The sequence below is a fragment of the Mesorhizobium sp. M5C.F.Cr.IN.023.01.1.1 genome, from assembly GCF_003997585.1.
GTDB lineage: Bacteria > Pseudomonadota > Alphaproteobacteria > Rhizobiales > Rhizobiaceae > Mesorhizobium > Mesorhizobium wenxiniae.
This window is the reverse complement of record NZ_RZSU01000039.1, coordinates 29,367-46,492: the sequence shown is the minus strand read 5'-3', so window position 1 is coordinate 46,492 and position 17,126 is coordinate 29,367. Positions and strand designations below refer to the sequence as shown.

General features: G+C 61.4%; 19 protein-coding genes and 1 pseudogene. 7 read left to right on the top strand and 13 right to left on the bottom strand.

All coding sequences use genetic code 11. The features are described from left to right. Position 1: 1 nt before the first annotated feature. The 3 genes and pseudogenes from EOA78_RS17395 to moaA all read right to left on the bottom strand — a co-directional run bounded on the left by EOA78_RS17395 (position 2) and on the right by moaA (position 2,518). On the bottom strand, positions 2-922 hold the full coding sequence (locus tag EOA78_RS17395) for a DMT family transporter (RefSeq protein WP_127316189.1): 921 nt from the start codon (positions 920-922) through the stop codon (positions 2-4). A 126-nt stretch (positions 923-1,048) separates the two neighbouring features. Next, positions 1,049-1,405: pseudogene (locus EOA78_RS37950) on the bottom strand (hypothetical protein). Between the two features lie 117 nt (positions 1,406-1,522). Beyond that, positions 1,523-2,518: a GTP 3',8-cyclase MoaA gene (gene moaA / locus EOA78_RS17385; RefSeq protein WP_127316188.1), complete on the bottom strand. Its 996-nt coding sequence runs from the start codon at positions 2,516-2,518 to the stop codon at positions 1,523-1,525. Between the two features lie 200 nt (positions 2,519-2,718). Between moaA and EOA78_RS17380 the strand changes: the two genes are divergently transcribed. After that, the gene (locus EOA78_RS17380) at positions 2,719-3,057 is read left to right on the top strand and encodes a DUF971 domain-containing protein (RefSeq protein ID WP_127316187.1); all 339 of its coding nucleotides are present in this window, start codon (positions 2,719-2,721) and stop codon (positions 3,055-3,057) included. A 10-nt stretch (positions 3,058-3,067) separates the two neighbouring features. On the opposite strand, the gene EOA78_RS17375 is transcribed toward EOA78_RS17380, so the two are convergent. Next, positions 3,068-3,523, bottom strand: coding sequence for a nuclear transport factor 2 family protein (locus EOA78_RS17375; RefSeq protein WP_127316186.1), 456 nt, complete (start codon positions 3,521-3,523; stop codon positions 3,068-3,070). Between the two features lie 162 nt (positions 3,524-3,685). On the opposite strand from EOA78_RS17375, the gene EOA78_RS17370 reads away from it, so the two are divergent. Further along, positions 3,686-4,297: a pyridoxamine 5'-phosphate oxidase family protein gene (locus tag EOA78_RS17370; protein ID WP_127316185.1), complete on the top strand. Its 612-nt coding sequence runs from the start codon at positions 3,686-3,688 to the stop codon at positions 4,295-4,297. Between the two features lie 84 nt (positions 4,298-4,381). On the opposite strand, the gene EOA78_RS17365 is transcribed toward EOA78_RS17370, so the two are convergent. Beyond that, the gene (locus EOA78_RS17365) at positions 4,382-4,834 is read right to left on the bottom strand and encodes a MarR family transcriptional regulator (RefSeq protein WP_029352506.1); all 453 of its coding nucleotides are present in this window, start codon (positions 4,832-4,834) and stop codon (positions 4,382-4,384) included. Positions 4,835-4,882: 48 nt separating this feature from the next. Between EOA78_RS17365 and EOA78_RS17360 the strand changes: the two genes are divergently transcribed. Then, a complete protein-coding gene (locus EOA78_RS17360; RefSeq protein ID WP_127316184.1) occupies positions 4,883-5,794 on the top strand; it encodes an alpha/beta fold hydrolase in 912 nt (303 codons plus the stop codon). A 53-nt stretch (positions 5,795-5,847) separates the two neighbouring features. Here the strand turns inward: EOA78_RS17360 and EOA78_RS17355 are convergent, their stop codons facing one another. Next, positions 5,848-6,462, bottom strand: a complete 615-nt coding sequence (locus EOA78_RS17355) for a TetR/AcrR family transcriptional regulator (protein ID WP_127316183.1) — start codon at positions 6,460-6,462, stop codon at positions 5,848-5,850. Between the two features lie 98 nt (positions 6,463-6,560). On the opposite strand from EOA78_RS17355, the gene EOA78_RS17350 reads away from it, so the two are divergent. After that, positions 6,561-7,307: a 3-oxoacyl-ACP reductase family protein gene (locus tag EOA78_RS17350; protein ID WP_127316182.1), complete on the top strand. Its 747-nt coding sequence runs from the start codon at positions 6,561-6,563 to the stop codon at positions 7,305-7,307. A 212-nt stretch (positions 7,308-7,519) separates the two neighbouring features. Beyond that, a complete protein-coding gene (locus EOA78_RS17345) occupies positions 7,520-9,409 on the top strand; it encodes a murein L,D-transpeptidase (RefSeq protein WP_127316181.1) in 1,890 nt (629 codons plus the stop codon). Positions 9,410-9,414: 5 nt separating this feature from the next. Here the strand turns inward: EOA78_RS17345 and EOA78_RS17340 are convergent, their stop codons facing one another. The 7 genes from EOA78_RS17340 to EOA78_RS17310 all read right to left on the bottom strand — a co-directional run bounded on the left by EOA78_RS17340 (position 9,415) and on the right by EOA78_RS17310 (position 14,973). Further along, positions 9,415-9,891, bottom strand: a complete 477-nt coding sequence (locus EOA78_RS17340; RefSeq protein ID WP_127316180.1) for a hypothetical protein — start codon at positions 9,889-9,891, stop codon at positions 9,415-9,417. Positions 9,892-10,100: 209 nt separating this feature from the next. Continuing rightward, positions 10,101-10,358: a PepSY domain-containing protein gene (locus EOA78_RS17335; protein WP_127316179.1), complete on the bottom strand. Its 258-nt coding sequence runs from the start codon at positions 10,356-10,358 to the stop codon at positions 10,101-10,103. Positions 10,359-10,473: 115 nt separating this feature from the next. Continuing rightward, positions 10,474-11,559 carry a sn-glycerol-3-phosphate ABC transporter ATP-binding protein UgpC gene (ugpC, locus tag EOA78_RS17330; protein WP_127316178.1) on the bottom strand — a complete coding sequence of 362 codons (1,086 nt, stop codon included), beginning with the start codon at positions 11,557-11,559 and terminating at the stop codon, positions 10,474-10,476. Continuing rightward, the gene (locus tag EOA78_RS17325) at positions 11,552-11,701 is read right to left on the bottom strand and encodes a hypothetical protein (RefSeq protein WP_206533454.1); all 150 of its coding nucleotides are present in this window, start codon (positions 11,699-11,701) and stop codon (positions 11,552-11,554) included. The genes ugpC and EOA78_RS17325 overlap by 8 nt, the downstream gene beginning before the upstream one ends. Before the next feature lie 4 nt (positions 11,702-11,705). Next, positions 11,706-12,581, bottom strand: a complete 876-nt coding sequence (locus tag EOA78_RS17320) for a carbohydrate ABC transporter permease (RefSeq protein ID WP_127316177.1) — start codon at positions 12,579-12,581, stop codon at positions 11,706-11,708. A gap of 1 nt (position 12,582) precedes the next feature. Then, positions 12,583-13,650, bottom strand: coding sequence for a sugar ABC transporter permease (locus EOA78_RS17315; RefSeq protein WP_127316176.1), 1,068 nt, complete (start codon positions 13,648-13,650; stop codon positions 12,583-12,585). Positions 13,651-13,710: 60 nt separating this feature from the next. After that, on the bottom strand, positions 13,711-14,973 hold the full coding sequence (locus EOA78_RS17310) for a sugar ABC transporter substrate-binding protein (RefSeq protein WP_127316175.1): 1,263 nt from the start codon (positions 14,971-14,973) through the stop codon (positions 13,711-13,713). Positions 14,974-15,542: 569 nt separating this feature from the next. Here EOA78_RS17310 and EOA78_RS17305 point away from each other — a divergent pair. Together EOA78_RS17305 and EOA78_RS17300 are read left to right on the top strand one after the other, a co-directional pair. Beyond that, entirely contained in the window at positions 15,543-15,848 is a 306-nt protein-coding gene (locus EOA78_RS17305; RefSeq protein ID WP_127316174.1) for a hypothetical protein, read from the top strand. A 106-nt stretch (positions 15,849-15,954) separates the two neighbouring features. After that, a complete protein-coding gene (locus EOA78_RS17300; protein ID WP_127316173.1) occupies positions 15,955-17,037 on the top strand; it encodes a DUF3800 domain-containing protein in 1,083 nt (360 codons plus the stop codon). Positions 17,038-17,126: the final 89 nt, after the last annotated feature.

The window sequence follows — 17,126 nt, the reverse complement described above, 5'->3', positions numbered from 1 at the left end:
CCTATATGCCGTCCGGCGCCATGTCAGGTCCAGCGCTTTCGGCGGCTGTCTTTTGCCGGCCGACGACCCGTTCGCGGTAGAGGGCGTAGAGGCCGGAACCGACAATGACGCTGGCGCCGAGGATCATCGGCAGGTCGGGGACGTCGCCGAAGATGAACAGGCCAAGCAGGATCGACCAGAGCAGGGCTGTGTAGCGGAATGGCGCGATGAACGAGATGTCGCCCTCCCGCATCGCCATGATGATGAACTGGTAACCGATGACCACGAGCACTGCCGCCAATGCCAGCAACGCCGTGCTTTCTCCCGTCATCGGTGTCCACCCACCCATTGGCGAAAGCAGCGCCGCGCCGAGCACTGTCATGGCAAGTGCCGTGGCGGTCGACACCAGCAATGTCGGAATGGCTTGCGGTATCCGCTTGGTGGCGAGATCACGCACCGCACAACAGGCGACACAGGCCAGCGCCAGCAGCGAATAGACACTGAATCCCTCGAAGCCGGGCCGCACGATAATCAGCACCCCGGCAAAGCCGCTGGCGATGGCCAGCCAGCGCCGCCAGCCGACGCCTTCGTTGAACACAAGCGCTGCGCCCATCGTCACCGCCAGCGGCAGCGCCTGCAGCACGGCCGAGACGTTGGCGATCGGCAGATGTGCCAAAGCAACCAGGAACGACACAGTAGCGCCGGCTTCGCCGGCGACGCGCACTGCAACCATCGGCTGCAGCATCGAGCCGGGCAGGGCAAGCGCACCGCGTTGCCAGGCAAGCAGGCCCACGAAAAGCGAAGCGAAGGCGCCGCGGATCAGCATGACCTGCGCCATGTTCATGGATTCCGACGAGACTTTGGTGATCGCGTCGTTGAGGGTGAAACCAATCATGGCCACCACCATGAACAGCGCGCCGCGAAGATTTGGAGAAAGACGCAAAGGCGTTACCAGGTTGTGCTTTTGCATCAAGCCTGTAGCAGCCGGTCATAAGACAGCAACGTCAAAAGGCTGGGCCACAGCCTTTCGCGTGGCCCAGCGATGTCTGGTGTGCCAGGACAGCAGAACTTAGTTCGGCGTCAGCATTTCGGTGCCATTGCCTTCCTTGCCGGCAATCGTCCACAGGCCGTGCAGCGAGCCGTCCTCCTGTACCTTATAGACGACAAGGCCAACCGCCTTGCCTATGACATAGCCTGCCGAGAAGGCATCGTCGTTTCGCATGCAGATGCCGTCCGAGGACGAGCCGCCTGTCTCCCAGTGGATTGTGCAGGTCGTCTCGCTGGTCAGCGTGATGGTTGCCTCGCCGCCCTAGGACGATCCGTCAAAATTGGTGCCGGCGACGATATAGGTGCCGCCGATCGACTGGGCGGCCGCGGGCACAGCCGCGAGCCCAAGCAATGCAAGAGAAAGACTGAATTTGCGCATGTTGTGTCCCCCACCGAGCGAGGATCCGCTCCGGAGCAGGAGGCTAGGCTGGAACGTTTCGCCAGTAAATCGGCAACCGTTTGCGGACCAGACTTTTTCTGGGTGTGATCGAGAAGATCAGCCGCCGGTGACGCTCATGTGCCGCGACACCGACGGGCGGTTGGTCCGGCGGTCGATGATGAAATCATGGCCCTTCGGCTTGCGGCCAATGGCTTCATCGATGGCATCGGCGACCAATTCGTTGCCTTCGGAGGCACGCAACGGTGCACGCAGATCGGCGGCATCTTCCTGGCCGAGGCACATATAGAGCGTGCCGGTGCAGGTCAGCCGGACGCGGTTGCAGCTCTCGCAGAAATTATGCGTCATCGGCGTGATGAAGCCGAGCCTGCCACCGGTCTCGGCGACATGGACGTAGCGGGCCGGACCACCGGTCTTGTAAGGGATATCGGTCAGCGTGAACTGCCGCTCCAGCGCTGCACGCAGAAGCGACAGCGGCAGATACTGGTCGGTGCGGTCGGCGTCGATCTCGCCCATCGGCATGGTTTCGATGATCGTCAACTCCATGCCGCGGCCGTGCGCCCAGCGCAGCATCTCCGGCAGCTCGGCGTCATTGAAATCCTTCAGCGCCACCGCATTGAGCTTTACCTTCAGTCCCGCTGCCTGCGCAGCGTCAATGCCTTCCATGACCTTGTCGAGATTGCCCCAGCGGGTAATCTGGCGGAATTTTTCCGGGTCCAGGGTGTCCAGCGAGACGTTGATCCGCTTGACCCCGCAATCGGCGAGTTCAGCGGCAAAACGCGAAAGCTGTGAGCCGTTGGTGGTCAGCGTCAGTTCTTCCACAGCGCCGCTTTCGAGATGACGCGAAATCTGGCGCACCAGATGCATGATATTCTTGCGCACCAGCGGCTCGCCGCCGGTAAGACGCAGTTTCCTGACACCCTTTTCGATGAAAACCGTGCACAGCCGGTCGAGCTCTTCCAGCGACAGCAGATCCTTCTTGGGAAGGAACGCCATGTCCTCGGCCATGCAATAGGTGCAGCGGAAGTCGCAGCGGTCGGTGACCGACACCCTGAGATAGCTGATCGTGCGACCAAAAGGATCGATCATGTCCATGCTAGTGCGTTTCCAGTGGCTGCGAACGGCATTCGTTATATATGGCTATGTGATACGATCCAACCTGCCATTCAAGATAAGAGGTCTCGATCCTTGGTAGCATCGCGCCCCCGACAGATTGTGTCGGAAGTTTAGAAGCGGCCTTTTCCCGCTGCGCGAAGCGGCGTAGGGATAGGACAGATGATGCGGAACCTATCACCATGACGGCGCCGAAGGAACTCAGGGTCTCGAAGGACCGCAGGCTGCTTACCGTGACGTTCCCTGACCATCAGCCGTTCGAACTGGCGGCGGAGTTTCTGCGCGTCGCCTCGCCATCGGCCGAAGTGCAGGGCCATTCGCCCGAACAGCGTGTCACCGTTCCCGGCAAGCGCAACGTTGCGATCCTCAAGATCGAACCGGTCGGCAACTATGCCGTCCGCATCACCTTCGACGATTTTCACGATACCGGGATCTTCACCTGGGATTACCTGCATACGCTGGGTCATGAGAAGGAGGCACGCTGGGCCGCCTATCTCGCCGAGCTGGAAGAGAAGGGCTAAGCCGCGATCGTTAGGCGGTCTCTGCCGCAAGCACCGACGACCCAAGAGTCGTCACTATCTCGGCGGTGTCGTAGTAAAACGGCGTGCCTTCAATCAGGCGACCCTCCTTGAAACGCAAGACTTCCGCAAATGGCTGTACGACAACTGCACCGTTTGCACGGGCAGTCAGGCGGAGCGTACAGCTCATATACACCGTGTCATCGCTTTGGGAGGCCTGAAGACCCTCCACAGCCACATCGCTCCATATTTCCTGCATCTTGTGGAAAAGAGCACCGATGCCGTCGAGCCCATTCCAGTCACCGGCATAGGGAAGCGATTGCGGCTCATGCACGACGACCTCGGCGTGGAATGCGCCGGCAAGCATATCAACCCTGTCGGAGTCTGAGCGCAGGAAACGCATTTCAACGTCGAACATGTTTTCGAGAAGTTCCATGGCGGTGCTTCGCCGATCGAGGGTTTTGTCCATTGTTGATCTCCGTGCTGCCGGCATGATCCGTTTCATGCGGTCAGCATGGCTTGCACTTTCATGTCGTCCCCTCGACACCCGTTTCCTGACAGCCAGCCACTTGCGCGTCGCTAAAACGTCATGGAGTTGGAGTAACGCCGGCAAAGGTTCGGAGACGAAAACATGTCCGTCATCACCACGGTCGAGCAGCTCGAAGCGCTCTATGGCCTGCCCGGCGAAACCTCGCTGGTCAAGGAACTCGACCATATCATTCCCGAATACGCCGCCTTCATCGAAGCCTCGCCTTTTGCCGCGCTCGCGACCAGCGGGCCGGAAGGGCTGGATTGCTCGCCGCGCGGCGATCTCGCCGGCTTCGTCCGCATCCGTGATCCGAAAACCCTGATGATGCCGGACCGGCGCGGCAACAACCGCGCCGATTCTCTCCGGAACATCCTCCGCAATCCGCGCGTCGGCCTTTTATTCCTGGTACCTGGCTCCGGCACGACGCTGCGAGTCAACGGCCGCGCCCATATCAACACGGATGCCGCGCTCTGCGCCTCGTTCAGCGTCGACGGCAAGCCGGCGCGCTCGGTCACAGTCATCGATGTCGATTCGGTCTATTTCCAGTGCGCTCGCGCCGTCCATCGGTCGGAACTCTGGAACCCGGCGAGGCATGTCGACCCGAAGTCGCTGCCGACACCCGGAAAAATCCTGGAAATCACCAGCCGGAAAGGCATCGACGGCGAGACCTACGACACGGAATGGCCGGAGCGCGCGAAAAAGTCGATGTGGTGAGCGGATCGATCCGCGAGCTCCATCCTTTGTTTGAGCACCGGATTTTCCCAAAACCGGTTTTCGCTTTTGGGTCCGATGCTCCAGTCACGCTTCCTTGAGGACGTCGGCAATCTTGCGCATCTGCTCGCCGATCATGTCGCATTGCTCCGGCGTCGACTGGCTCATCGCTTTCTCGATCAGCGCCATATGGACCTTCAGCGCCTGCATCAGCAGTTCCGTGCCAGCTTCGGTCAAGGTCAGCCGCAGCACCCGCTTGTCCTTCTGATCGCCTTCGCGGCGCAGCAGGCCGCGTGTCTCGAGTTGCGGCAAAAGCATGGTGATGTTGGAGCGGCCGACCAGCAGCCGGCGGGCGAGGTCATGCTGCGACATGCCGGGATGGCGGTAAAGGTTCATCAGCACGTCGAGCTGCGCCGGCTTCAGGTCCAGCGGCGCGAGCTTCGCCGCCAGCGTGCGTTCCAGTACGTGGCAGGCGCGCGCCACCGCGACCCAGTTGCGAAAACGCGGGTTGTCCCAGGGTAGCTCTTGTTTAATGTTCATGTTTGAACTATTATGTTCATGCTTGAACGAACGGGCGGATTCGCCACTATGGCATCATTTGGATTGAAGGTCATCCGGGGCGTGTTTGCCGCGGCCGAACACGTGGCTCCCCGCCTTACCGGGCGCGCGGCGTTCGAACTGTTCTGCCGCACGCCGAACGCCAAGGTTCTCAGCGACGGCGAGCGACGCGCCGTCGACCGCGCCGCCGGCTTCATGACCGAGGCGCGCCATCATCGGCTCAAGACCAAAAACGGCTGCGTCATGGTGCATGAATTCAGGCCAGAGCCGGGCAGGCGGGCCGCCGGCACGGTACTCGTCATCCATGGCTGGCGTTCGCGCACCGAATATATGCGCACGCTGATCGAAGGGTATCGCGACGCCGGTTACAAGGTTGTCTCGCTCGACCTGCCGGGCCACGGCCAATCGCAGGGCCGCCGGCTCACATTGGTCAGCGCTGTTGAAGCCGCACGGCTGACCGGCGAATGGTTCGGCCCGTTCGTGGCGGTCGTCGGCCACTCCTTCGGCGGTGCCGTCGCCGCCAATGCCGTCGTCGGTTCGGTCAAGAACATTCCGCCGCTGGCCGCCGAGCGGCTGGTGCTGATTGCGGCGCCGAGTTCCCTGCCGGCGATCTTCAATGATTTCAGCCGCATGCTCAGTGTCGGCCCACGCTCGCAGGCCGCCATGGCCGACCGGGTCGAACGTATCGCTGGCCGGCCGCTGCACGAATTCGTCGGCGACCGCCAGCTTGCCAGCACGCCGGTGCCAACGCTGGTCATCCATGCGCCGGACGACCGCGAAGTGTCCGCCGACCATGCAAGGCTCTATGCCGGCGCCGGCGACCATGTGCGGCTCTATTGGGCCGACGGGCTCGGCCATCGCCGCATTCTCGCCGATAGGGGCGTGGTCGAGCGTGCGATCGGTTTCGTTGCCGAACACCGGGAACCGTCGCTGCTGCATTGACCTGAATATCTTATTTCTTCCTGTCCGAACGCGAGTTCGGCCGCCATTATTTGTCACACCATGTCCGTGCCAGCCAGGACCTTCCACGCCGCCATAGCCCCGGTCACCGTCGCCAGAAGGGCGGCACGCGATGCGCCGTCGCGCGCCTGGATCGACATGCCGTGCTGCACCGTCGCATAGAAAGTCGCGGCCGTGCCGCAGTCGAAATTTTCCGGCAATTCGCCTTCCGCCACGCCACGTTCCAGCCGTCTCAGCAAAGCTGCGCGGCTTTCAGCGCGCCGGCGGCGCAGGTCATCGCAGATGGCGCCGCGGCTTGAATCCTGGTGCAGCGCGCCGAGTGCGATCAGGCAGCCTTGCGGACGATCGGTCTGCGAATAGGCCTTGGCCGTCTGGCGCAGGAAGCGCTCGACCGCCTGGCGCGCTGTCGGCGCTTTTTCCAGTGCGGACCAGATATCGGTGCCTTCGACCTGCGTGTAGAGCTCGACCGCTTCGAGGAAGAGCGCTTCCTTGCTGCCGAAGGCGGCATAGAGGCTGGGCGAGTTGATGCCCATCGCCGCGGTCAGCTCGCTCATCGATGCGCCCTCGTAACCCTTTGCCCAAAACACCTCCATTGCACGCCGCAAGGCGGCGGTTCGATCGAAGGTGCGGGGGCGGCCTCGTTCGGGCATGGCATCCTTTCTGTGTTGATTGATACATAAATCTGTTGACGCGCTCGGGCAAGGCTGGCAGACATTTATGTATCAATCATTACAAAAAGGAGAAACAAATGTCATCGCAACGCTTGAACGGCAAGGTCGCGCTCGTCACCGGCGGCAGCCGCGGCATCGGCGCAGCGATTGCGCGAAGGCTCGCGGCCGACGGCGCCAGCGTCGCACTCACTTACGTGACCGGTCAGGAGCAGGCCCGTGCTGTCGTCAAGGATATTCAGGCAGCCGGCGGTCGCGCCATTGCCCTCAAGGCCGACAATCGCGACGCCGCCGCAATCCAAGAGGCGGTCAGCGAGGCAGTGAGAGCCTTCGGGCGGCTCGACATCCTCGTCAACAGCGCCGGTATCTGGCGCGCCGCGCCGATCGACGAATTGCCGCTCGCCGACTTCGATGAAACCATGGAGGTCAACGTCAGAGCCCCGTTCGTGGCGTCGAAGGCGGCAGCAATGCATATGGGCGAGGGTGGCAGAATCATCTCGATCGGCAGCAATCTGGCGGAGCGTGTCACCGACACCAGCCTCAGCGCCTATTCGGCCAGCAAGGCGGCATTGGTCGGCTTGACCAAGGCATTGGCGCGCGACCTTGGTTCGCGCGGCATCACCGCCAACGTCGTTCATCCTGGCTCGACCGACACCGACATGAACCCGGCAAGTGGCCCGCACGCCGAGCACCAGCGACAGAAGATGGCGACGCCTCGTTTCGGTAAGGCTGAAGAGATCGCCGGCATGGTTGCCTGGCTGGCAGGTCCCGAAGGGCGCTTCGTGACAGGCGCCGCACTGACTATCGACGGCGGCGCCAACGCCTGACCCGTGCACTATTTCCTGGAACCGGAGGGGACCCAATTCGCTTTAGTTGTCACGGTGTTGTGAAACTGTTCTGCAACAGGATAGCCGAAATTTATGGAAGCTTAACGAAATCGGTATGAATCGGTGTGGTTGCGTCTTACATCCGCCGTACGGTGGGCGAGACCGTCAAGCGATGCGGAACGGGAACCGGTTGCAGCCGGAGCGGGTGATCCATGAAATTCCTCGGAAACAAAGCAACCGCGATGCCGCTTGCGGCGGTCGCGGCAATGCTGGCCTTCGGTGTGCCGCAGGCAGACGCGCAAGGGCTTTTCGAGAGGCTTTTCGGCGGTGGCATCAGGCACTCGCCGCAAGGTGATTTCCCCCCGCCGCCGTCAAGGCAGAAGCCGAAGTACATGCCAAACGCAACGGCGCCCGCTGCCTCTCGTATCAGCAGCCCGTCCTATTACTCCTACAAGAGCGATCCGCTCGTGCGCGTCGACTTCTCTCCGCTGACAGCAACGCCGGAGCCGGCAATGCCGCAGGACGCCGCCTTCCAGCCGTATTCCGCCACCAGTGCTGCCTTCCGCGAAGCGATTGCCGGACTCGACGACTACGAACTCTACGCTGAGAAGGACATCGCCAAGGCGCTCATCGCCTATTACTCGGCCAATCCAGATTTCATCTGGGTGACGGGAGCCAGTGCCAATAGCCGCGCGCAGGATGCGGTGCGGGTGCTTGGCGAGGCGACGAGCTATGGCCTCACGCCGGCCGACTATACGGTTGAAGTGCCTGCCGGCGCATCGACCGGCGGCGCCGATGCGCGGCTGAAGGGGTTCGTCCGCTTCGAGATGGCACTGTCGGCGCGCGTCTTGCGCTATGTCCATGACGCGCAAAGCGGCCGCGTCGATCCCAATCGCATCACCGGCTATTACGATTTCCCGGCCAAGCCGCTCGACATGGAAGGCGTGCTGAAAACGCTGGCGCGCACCCAGCAAGTGCGCACCTATCTCGAATCACGGCATCCGCAGAACGCGGAATATCAGGCGCTGCGCGTCGAACTGGAATCGCTCCAGGCCAGCGCCGAAGACGAGATCGTCGTCGACCCCAAGCTGTTGCTGAAACCGGGGCAGACCAGCCCCGAACTGCCGAAGCTACTGACCAAGATTGCGCGCAATCTCGACGACGAGATGGGCGGCGCCTATGGCGAGATATTGGCCAGGCTCGCCACCAGCGAGGTCTATGATCCGGAACTGGTGCCGGTTATCAAGGCGGTGCAGAAAAAGGCTGGCATGAAGGGCGACGGCGTCATCGGTCCGCGCACCGTCGCAGCGCTGGTCGGGACGTCCAAGGCCGACAAGATTCAAAAGGTGCAGGTCGCGCTGGAAGAGTTGCGCTGGTTGCCATCCGATCTCGGCAGTCCGCGCGTCTTCATCAACCAGCCGGCCTTTACGGCGAGCTACATCGAAAATGGCGAGGAGAAGCTGAAGACTCGCGCCGTCGTCGGCAAGACCACGAACCAGACTTCCTTCTTCTACGATCAGGTCGAGCAGGTCGACTTCCATCCCTATTGGGGTGTGCCGCAGTCGATCCTCGTCAACGAGATGCTGCCCCGGCTGCGCAGGGATCCCGGCTATCTTGACCGCGCCGGCTACGAAGTGGTCAACGCGCGCGGCAAGCGCATTCCCTCCTCCTCGGTCAACTGGGGCGCCTATGGCGCGAAAATACCGTATGGCGTGCGCCAGCTGCCGAGCGAGGCCAATGCGCTGGGCGAACTGAAGATCCTGTTCCCCAACAAGCACGCAATCTACATGCACGATACGCCGCAAAAGTCGTTTTTCCAGCGTGACATGCGCGCGCTCAGTCATGGCTGCGTTCGTCTGCAGGATCCGCGCGGCATGGCGGCGGCCGTGCTCGGCACCTCGGTCGACTATGTCGCGGAGAAGCTGAAGCACGGACATTCGACCGAAAAGGTGGCGCGCACGATCCCGGTCTATGTCGCCTATTTCACAGCCTGGCCTGATAGTTCCGGCAAAGTCGAATATTTCAGCGACGTCTACGACCGCGACACGCGGCTGCAGCAGGCACTCGACAGCACGGAAGCGGTGCGCTCGCCGGCGAGCTGAGGACGCTAACGCAGGGAGAGCGGGCGCCGCAACCCGGCTTCGCGCCCGGCGATCAGCCAGTAGACCAGACCGGCGACGAGGCCGGCGGCGGCGATGATGCCGATATCGGCCCAGCGCTCGGGGCTCAGGTCGCCCGGCGCGCTCGGCCAAATCAGAACGAAGCCGGCAGCCGCTGCTGCGGCGCCGAAGATCATGTGCAGCCAAAAACTGCGCAGCGAAAACAGTTCGGCGATCAGCGCGAAGATCAGCGTCTGCGGACCGGTCAGCACGATCGTCAGGAAATAGATGAACATGCCGAGCGGCGGCACGACCAGCGCCGCGATAGGGGAGACCCCCATGAAATCGAAATACGCCGGTGCATCAGGCAGCGAACTCAATGCACCATAGATCGTTACTACTGCAATCAGCCCGACCAGTACCGCAACGAAATAGCCGGCGAGCATCATCAGAAAGCGTTTCGCCACATGCTTTGCCGTCGCCATGCCCACCCCCGTGCGGCTCAATGATTACGCCGCAGTCAGCCATCAAAGCCGCATCGGCGCAAGGGGATGCCGAAAAGGGTGCAGGCCCCGCTCTTGGTGAAGCCACGCCGCCGCCAGTTTTCGAGGGATCGTCGCCAGGCTGCGCTGTAACCTGGTTGCCGGAATATGTTCCGGCCGCACGTATCGCCTGGAGGAAGGGTGGCGGCGATCTATTTCGGCTCGGCTGTCACCGGATCGTAGGTGATTTCGACCTTCGCCTTATCGGTCGTGTAATAGGTGACGGTGTAGGCGCCGCTGTCCCAGCCGACCTCGTCGACGTAGCGAAAGTCGTCGCGCTGCTCGACCTTGGCGATTATTTCCGACAGTTTCCTGGCATTCTGCGGCGGCAACGGGCTGCCGTCTGCGGCAAAGGCCGGTCCGCCGAGAAGGAGGACTACGACACCTGTCGCCAAAACACGTCTGGACATGGGCTTTCCCTCACTCTTCAAGGAGTAGAAACTCGCGGCCATGCAGGTTTGTTCCGGGGTTCTGGAATGGACACTCGCGAATCGCGCCGATGCGTCGCGTTGTCGTTGCTCACGTTTACGGCGTCTGCAGCTCACCCTCGTCGGGGAAGAGATGGGCTAAGGCCGTGTCGAACGTGAGCTCCAAGGCGTCACCCGGTTCAAAGATCTTGTCTTCATCGAAGGCTGCAATGAGCTCGTGATCGTCGCGAAGTGTCAGGTCCACGACCGTCTCGCTGCCCAACCGCTCGGTATGTGCCACGATGCCATGCAGCATGCCTTCTCCAGGCTGCGCCGCCCGGAGGTACTGCGGACGGATACCCAGGATGGCCTTGCCGTCTTTCCGGAAGGTGCGCCTTCTGGTCGCTACCCTGATCGGCTCCAGGGATTGATTTCCAACCGTTGCCGCTTCGCCATCGAGGTCGAGGACGTCGACGTTCAGGAAATTCATCGACGGGGCTCCTAGAAAGCCGGCTACGAACCTGTTGGCCGGCTCGTGATAGAGTTCCATCGGCGCTCCTATCTGCATGACTTGACCATCCTTGAGGACGACGATCCTGTCAGCCAGCGTCATCGCCTCGACCTGGTCATGGGTGACATAGACCATCGTTGTTCCGAGTTGCCTGCGCAGCCGGCCGATTTCCATACGCATATCCATGCGCAGCGCGGCGTCGAGGTTGGAGAGCGGCTCGTCAAACAGGAATACGGAAGGTTTCCGAGTGATTGCGCGCCCGATAGCGACTCGCTGGCGCTGGCCGCCCGAAAGCTGACTTGGGCGGCGGTCGAGCAAATGTTCCATTTGCAGGATGCGTGCGGCCTCGGCCACCTTCTGCTCCTTTTCCTGCTTGGAAGCGCCCGCGATCGTAAGGCCGAACGCGATATTCTCGCGCACCGTCATGTGCGGAAAGATGGCATAGCTCTGGAACACCATCGCAACACCGCGTTGCTTGGGCGGGAGTTCGTTGACCACCCGGCCTCCGATCTCGAGGATGCCTTCGGTTATGTCCTCGAGTCCGGCGATCACCCGCAGCAAGGTGGACTTCCCGCAGCCTGACGGTCCGACAAAGACGACGAACTCGCCATCGTTGATGTGGATATCGACGCCTTTGATGACGTCGACCCGACCATAGGATTTCTTGACGGCCTTGAGCGAGACCTCAGCCATAAGCGATGGCTCCCTGGTTCATGTGCGGCAATTCGGGGTCACCGATCGATTGGTCGGCCTTGAGGAAATAGCCGTGCCCGCGCTTGCCGTCATGGGCATACCAGTCGTCCCAGATCCACTGGCGCTTGGGCGCGAGAACCATGCATTCAGCCCTTCACACCGGTCGAGGCGATCGATGCGATGAAGGCGCGCTGCAGGAAGAGGTAGAAGATCAGCACCGGGACGGTGATAAGGGTGAGATAAGCCATGACTTCGCCCCAGGCGACGTTGAGTTGAAAGAAGTAGCCGAGACCGACCATGACCGGGCGGTAGTTTTCCTGCTGAACGACGATGAGCGGCCAGAGATATTGGTTGTACATGACGAGGAACTTCAGGATGGCGGCAGTCGCCAGAACCGGCCCTGAAAGCGGCATGACAACGCGATAGTAGACCTGCCACCAGCTCGCGCCCTCCACCCGGCTTGCCTCGATCAGCTCGCCCGGCAGTCCTTTGAAATACTGCACGAACAGGAAGATCGTCAGCCCATCGGCGATCCAGGGGATGATCTGTACCCTGTAGGTGTTGAGCCAGCCCCAGTGCAGCCCATCAAGCCCGATCCAGGGCAGTTTAGAGACCAGGAGCAGGAGCGGGATAGCGATGGTCTCGAAAGGGATGATCAGCGTGGCGATGACGATCGAGAGCACCACGTCGCGCCCCTTCCACCGCAGGAAAGCGAAGGAGAATGCGGCCAGCGAACAGATCAACAACGAGAGAAGGACGGTCGTCCCGGTGACCAGAACCGAGTTTAGGACGAACAGGCCGACAGGCGCCCGCCGGAACGCTCCAAAATAGTTGTTGAGGCTGATGTCCCCGACGGGCAGGAAAGCACGCAGGCTGGAGGTGTCCGCGAGGAGCTGACTGTCGGGCTTGAAGCTCGAGTTGATCATGAACACGAGCGGAAAGATGAAGATCAAGGCAATCAGGCACAGCACCAGATAGCGGACGAAGAGCCTGAGGCCGTAGCTGTCAGGATTGAAGGCCATCTTAACGCTCCCGTGTCAGCCAGCGCTGAGTGAGTGAGATCGCCAGCACGATCGCGAACAGGATGACCGAGATGGTCGAGCCGCCCGAGATGTCCTGCTTGCCATAGCCGCGCTCGACTGCCTGGAAGACGAGGGTCTGGGTGCTGTCGAGCGGACCGCCATTGGTCATCACGTCGATCTGGGCGAACAGGGCGAAGCCCTGCATGGTGATCACGACAAGGACGAGCACGGCGGTATTGCGCAGGCCCGGCCAGGTGACATAGCGGAAAGTCTGCCATTTCGAAGCACCCTCGATCGCGGCGGCCTCATAGAGCGTGGGACTGATCATCTGCAACCCGGCTAGCCAGATGACCATGTGGAAGCCGACGGCCTGCCAGATCGACATGGCCATGATCGCGGGCAGCGCGGTCGAGGGGTTGCCCAGCCAGTCGACGGGCTGGAAGAGGCCGAAGGTGAGCCCCTGGAGGATGCTGTTCAACAGCCCGTTCTGGCCGTCATAGATGAACCGCCAGAGGAGCGAGACTACGACGATGGAGACCACCACCGGCATGAAGTAGATGGTCCGGAATATGTTGATGCCCCTTAGCTTCTGGTTGATGAGCAAAGCAAGCACCAGCGCGAGGCCGCCCTGCACCGGCGCCACGACCAGGACGAACAGGAAGGTGTTTACCAGCGCCTTCATGAACACAACGTCGCTGGCGATGACGACCATGACGTTCTCGCCGGACTGCCAGCGGAACCATTCGCGCATGCCGCGATACTGGGGATAGGCCTCGCTACGGGTGATCTCACGCAGGCGGGGATACTGGATTTCGCCGGCCTCGTTTCGGACCACTTTGCCAGCATCGTCGCGTTCTGGCTCGAGCGTCACCACCCCAAGGCCGAGGAGCTGACGATAATTTTCCAACCCGACGAACTGGGTGGCATTCGGTGACAGCAGCCGCTGATTTGTCAATGAGAGACCGATCGCGAAGAAAAACGGCAGGACGATGAACGTGACGATGAGTGCGAAACCCGGCAGGGCGAATGTCCAGCCCGTCCGGTTCGACAGGGTTAGTTTCGATGCCATATGCGATATCCGCCAGAAAGCGTGGAGTCCGCGGCTGGCGGGGACCCCGGCGCGACAGAACTACCGGTGACCGTAGCCGCCGTTGCTTTCGATGTCGGCATCGATCTCGTCGACCGCCGCATCAAGCGTGTCGGCCACATCGGCGCCATTGGCGATGTCGGCCAGTGCCTTGGTGAAGACCTTGGCCTGGACCACGTAGCCCGGGGTGACCGGGCGCACCAGAGCTTGTGCTTTCGAGAGGTCGAAGAACACCGCGAGCGGGCCGCCGTCCTTGTAGTTCTTCGTCATCTGTGCCGCCGAGGGCGTGGGCGGGATCAGGCCGATGCCGTCGGAGAAGGCGGCCAGGTACTTGTCCTGCGCGGCGAACTTGATGAACTCGACAGCACCTTCCGGATGCTTGGACCTGGCCGAGACGCCGAACTGCCAGGAGCCCGCGCCGATCTTGTTGCCCGCGCCGAAATCGGGGGCTGGAAGGAAGACAACGTCATCCACGGTTTCCATCGTCGCCACCGCGCGCCAGTTGCCGTTCCACTGGAAGGCGAACTTGCCGTCGATGAAGCCGGTCTGCTGATCGGCGGGGTCCTCGCTGGTGCCAGGCGCATAGCCTCCGGTAAACAGCGATTGCCACCACTTGCCAAAGGCCTGCGCAGTCTCGCCGTTCAGCGCGCCTTCCGCGGTCTTGTAGGTCGAACGGTCGACAATGTCTCCGCCGAAGCTCTGCAGGAACGGCGAGAAGGCATAGGAGTACCACTCGGCTTGGTCGTTCATGCCGAGATCAAGGGCGAATTCATATTTGCCGGAGGCCTTGGCGGCATCAAGCGCGGCCATGAATTCCTCTCTCGACCAGGGCTTGTCGAGGCTCGGGGTGCGCAGGCCCAGCTCGTCCAGCGTCGATTGGCGTGCAAAAAGCGCCACCGCCGCGTCCCACAGACCGACCGAATAGAGCTTGCCGTCCCACACGCCTTTGGTGCCGGGCAGGAAGTCGGCGAACTCGCTCTCGTCGATCGGCAGCGGCTGCAGATAGCCGGCCCAGGCCCAATTGGGCATGACGGGCCCGTCCACATCCAAGATGTCGGGCAGGTTGCCCGCCAGGGCCGCCGCCGCGACGGAATCGTTGTAGCTCTTCTCTGGGAAGCTCTCGATGGTCACCGCCCAATCGGACTGGCTGGCGTTGAAGTCGGAGACGATCTGGTTGAGGGTTCGCGACTCCACCTCGTTGCCGGCGCCGTGATACCACATGGTCAACTTCGTCTGCGCCAGCGCGGGCGCACACAGACAGGTCGACGCGATCACTACACCGGTCAGGTGTTTTGTCAGTTTCATCGGTTTTTCCTCCCTTTTGACTTAAGGACGCTGGCTGGATCCAAGCTCATCCCGAAGGCCGCCAGGACAGCGGGCCGGGAAGCCAGCGCTCAGTATTCGGGTCGGCCGCTACGGGCCCTTGATGGGGTCCAGCAATGTTCGCGGAAGCCGGACGCATTTGCAATGCGCAGTTTCACCTGGTCGGAGCAGGAGGTCGACGGCGATTTCCCCTCGTCAGTTCCCGGGGCCACTGAGATAGCAGCTCACCTAGGACGATTTTATCGCCCGTCAACTTTCTCCCGGCCGCGTTCAATGTGCAGCTTGAGCGATTCCAAGGGTAGACAGCGCTTAGCGATGTGTACCCAGATGCCTGGCGAATCGCATGAACCGGGTCATGGCAAACCTGGCGATGAGGCGGAAGTTCGAAGCGTAGGCGGCTGCGAAGCGGATGGTAGCTTTGTACCGGAAGCGGGTATTGGTGGGCGATGCAGGGATTGAACCTGCGACCCCACCCGTGTGAAGGGTGGAACTGCGCGTTTCTGCGGATTTCCGGCAGTTGTCTGGAGGCGTTCAACAAGGATGCGATAATCGTGGCCGACATCCTCGGCTTGCTGGTGACGCGGGCACTAGAGGACGACGCCGATATGGTGGGCATACCCATCCGCGCCCAAGCCGAGAGCTTCGCTGCTCTGCACGCCGCCGGCTATAAGCCGCACCTGATCGCGAATCCCGAGGCGCTCGACGAGGTCTGGCGGCGGACCCACGCTGACTTTAGGTGCACAGTCGACGGCAGGCGGACGTTGATGGTGTTTCGCCACGACGGCCCGACGCACATTCTGCTCGACGATCTCACTCCGGCCGAGATCGCGCGGCTCTATCCGAGGAACGAGCTATGAAGCGCCCGGCATCCGTAGAGGAGAAGAGGCGATTGCTGCGATCTATCAACGTTCGTGGATTAAGCAGCACCGGGAAATTAGAGCGCTGCGTCGAAAAGGACTATTTATGGAGTGCTTCCGGATCGACGAGAGCGGGTACACAGGGTACGACCTGCTCAATCCAGATCAGCGCTTTCAGGGCGCAACTGCCATTGCGATAAGCAATGAAGATGCCACCCGGCTGATCAAGGAGTATTTCCCTAAGCTTCATGTCACGGAACTCAAGTACCGAAATCTGTCGCGCCGTTCAGCCAACCATCCGCAGCTTCTAGGTCTGCAACGTGACTTGCTGAGAGACTACAAATGCGTAACCTACGTCTGCGACAAGCGGTTCCTCTTGGTCCTGATGTTTCTCGACTATGCCGTCGAACCCTACTATTACGAGCGGGGCTTTAACTTCTACGAGAACGGGCAAAACTACGCCCTGGCGTCACTGCTTTATTCCGCAGGGCCGACAATTCTTGGCAAAGAGGAATTCGACGCGCTGCTTGCGGCTTTTCAGCGCGCCGTCAAACAGAAGACGCCCGGATCGTTGAGGGATTTGGTGTTGGCAGCGCGAAAGACAGGGTGGCGCGAGTTGCCTGAAGCGTTGGGGCCATTGGCCCAATATGCAGCACCCGAATGCCTCGATGCCATAGCGACGCCGGGAGTGAATACGGACGCAGCATTGGTAGTGTTGCAGTCGCTGATCAGCCGCATGGAAGTTATGGCTGATGGGCCTTACAGGGTCGAGCACGACCAATCGAAGAACCTACTCTCTTACCATGAGTTGCTTCAGCGCCTTATCGACCATGATGAGGTCGCCGAATTCCGACAATCAGCAATCGCGAGCCTCAAGTTTCCTCTGCAGCTTACCGAGGTGAACCAGGTCAACTCCAGATCGAGCCCAGCGGTGCAACTCGCCGACGTGATGATCGGGGCGGCAATCGAGGCAGCCAACAATCTCACTGGTCTGCGAACTGGCGGGCTCGATCCAGCAGCGCTGATCTCGCTATATCGCGAAGGCCAGTTCATACATCTGCTGCCTTCACTCGACTTCGAAGAGCAGCGCCGCTTCCGGCAGGGGACACAGGCCGCCGAAGTGATCGACTACTTTACAAACAACGTCTTCGGGCCCGCGCGTGGTAAGCGTGGAGGGGAGGTTGGCTGACGAGCAAGGAGCGTGGCTAAGGGCCGCCAGATTGTGACATCGCGGCTAGCTCCGCCAAATTATCGACGGCGGGGGCGGGTAGCGTTGTG

Coding starts and splice junctions, on each gene's coding strand:
- EOA78_RS17335 (WP_127316179.1), bottom strand. CDS start 10,358: ATGTCCAGACGTGTTTTGGCGACAGGTGTCGTAGTCCTCCTTCTCGGC.
- EOA78_RS17345 (WP_127316181.1), top strand. CDS start 7,520: ATGAAATTCCTCGGAAACAAAGCAACCGCGATGCCGCTTGCGGCGGTC.
- EOA78_RS17340 (WP_127316180.1), bottom strand. CDS start 9,891: ATGGCGACGGCAAAGCATGTGGCGAAACGCTTTCTGATGATGCTCGCC.
- moaA (WP_127316188.1), bottom strand. CDS start 2,518: ATGGACATGATCGATCCTTTTGGTCGCACGATCAGCTATCTCAGGGTG.
- EOA78_RS17380 (WP_127316187.1), top strand. CDS start 2,719: ATGACGGCGCCGAAGGAACTCAGGGTCTCGAAGGACCGCAGGCTGCTT.
- EOA78_RS17310 (WP_127316175.1), bottom strand. CDS start 14,973: ATGAAACTGACAAAACACCTGACCGGTGTAGTGATCGCGTCGACCTGT.
- EOA78_RS17370 (WP_127316185.1), top strand. CDS start 3,686: ATGTCCGTCATCACCACGGTCGAGCAGCTCGAAGCGCTCTATGGCCTG.
- EOA78_RS17325 (WP_206533454.1), bottom strand. CDS start 11,701: ATGGTTCTCGCGCCCAAGCGCCAGTGGATCTGGGACGACTGGTATGCC.
- ugpC (WP_127316178.1), bottom strand. CDS start 11,559: ATGGCTGAGGTCTCGCTCAAGGCCGTCAAGAAATCCTATGGTCGGGTC.
- EOA78_RS17355 (WP_127316183.1), bottom strand. CDS start 6,462: ATGCCCGAACGAGGCCGCCCCCGCACCTTCGATCGAACCGCCGCCTTG.
- EOA78_RS17315 (WP_127316176.1), bottom strand. CDS start 13,650: ATGGCATCGAAACTAACCCTGTCGAACCGGACGGGCTGGACATTCGCC.
- EOA78_RS17360 (WP_127316184.1), top strand. CDS start 4,883: ATGGCATCATTTGGATTGAAGGTCATCCGGGGCGTGTTTGCCGCGGCC.
- EOA78_RS17375 (WP_127316186.1), bottom strand. CDS start 3,523: ATGGACAAAACCCTCGATCGGCGAAGCACCGCCATGGAACTTCTCGAA.
- EOA78_RS17320 (WP_127316177.1), bottom strand. CDS start 12,581: ATGGCCTTCAATCCTGACAGCTACGGCCTCAGGCTCTTCGTCCGCTAT.
- EOA78_RS17300 (WP_127316173.1), top strand. CDS start 15,955: ATGGAGTGCTTCCGGATCGACGAGAGCGGGTACACAGGGTACGACCTG.
- EOA78_RS17365 (WP_029352506.1), bottom strand. CDS start 4,834: ATGAACATTAAACAAGAGCTACCCTGGGACAACCCGCGTTTTCGCAAC.
- EOA78_RS17350 (WP_127316182.1), top strand. CDS start 6,561: ATGTCATCGCAACGCTTGAACGGCAAGGTCGCGCTCGTCACCGGCGGC.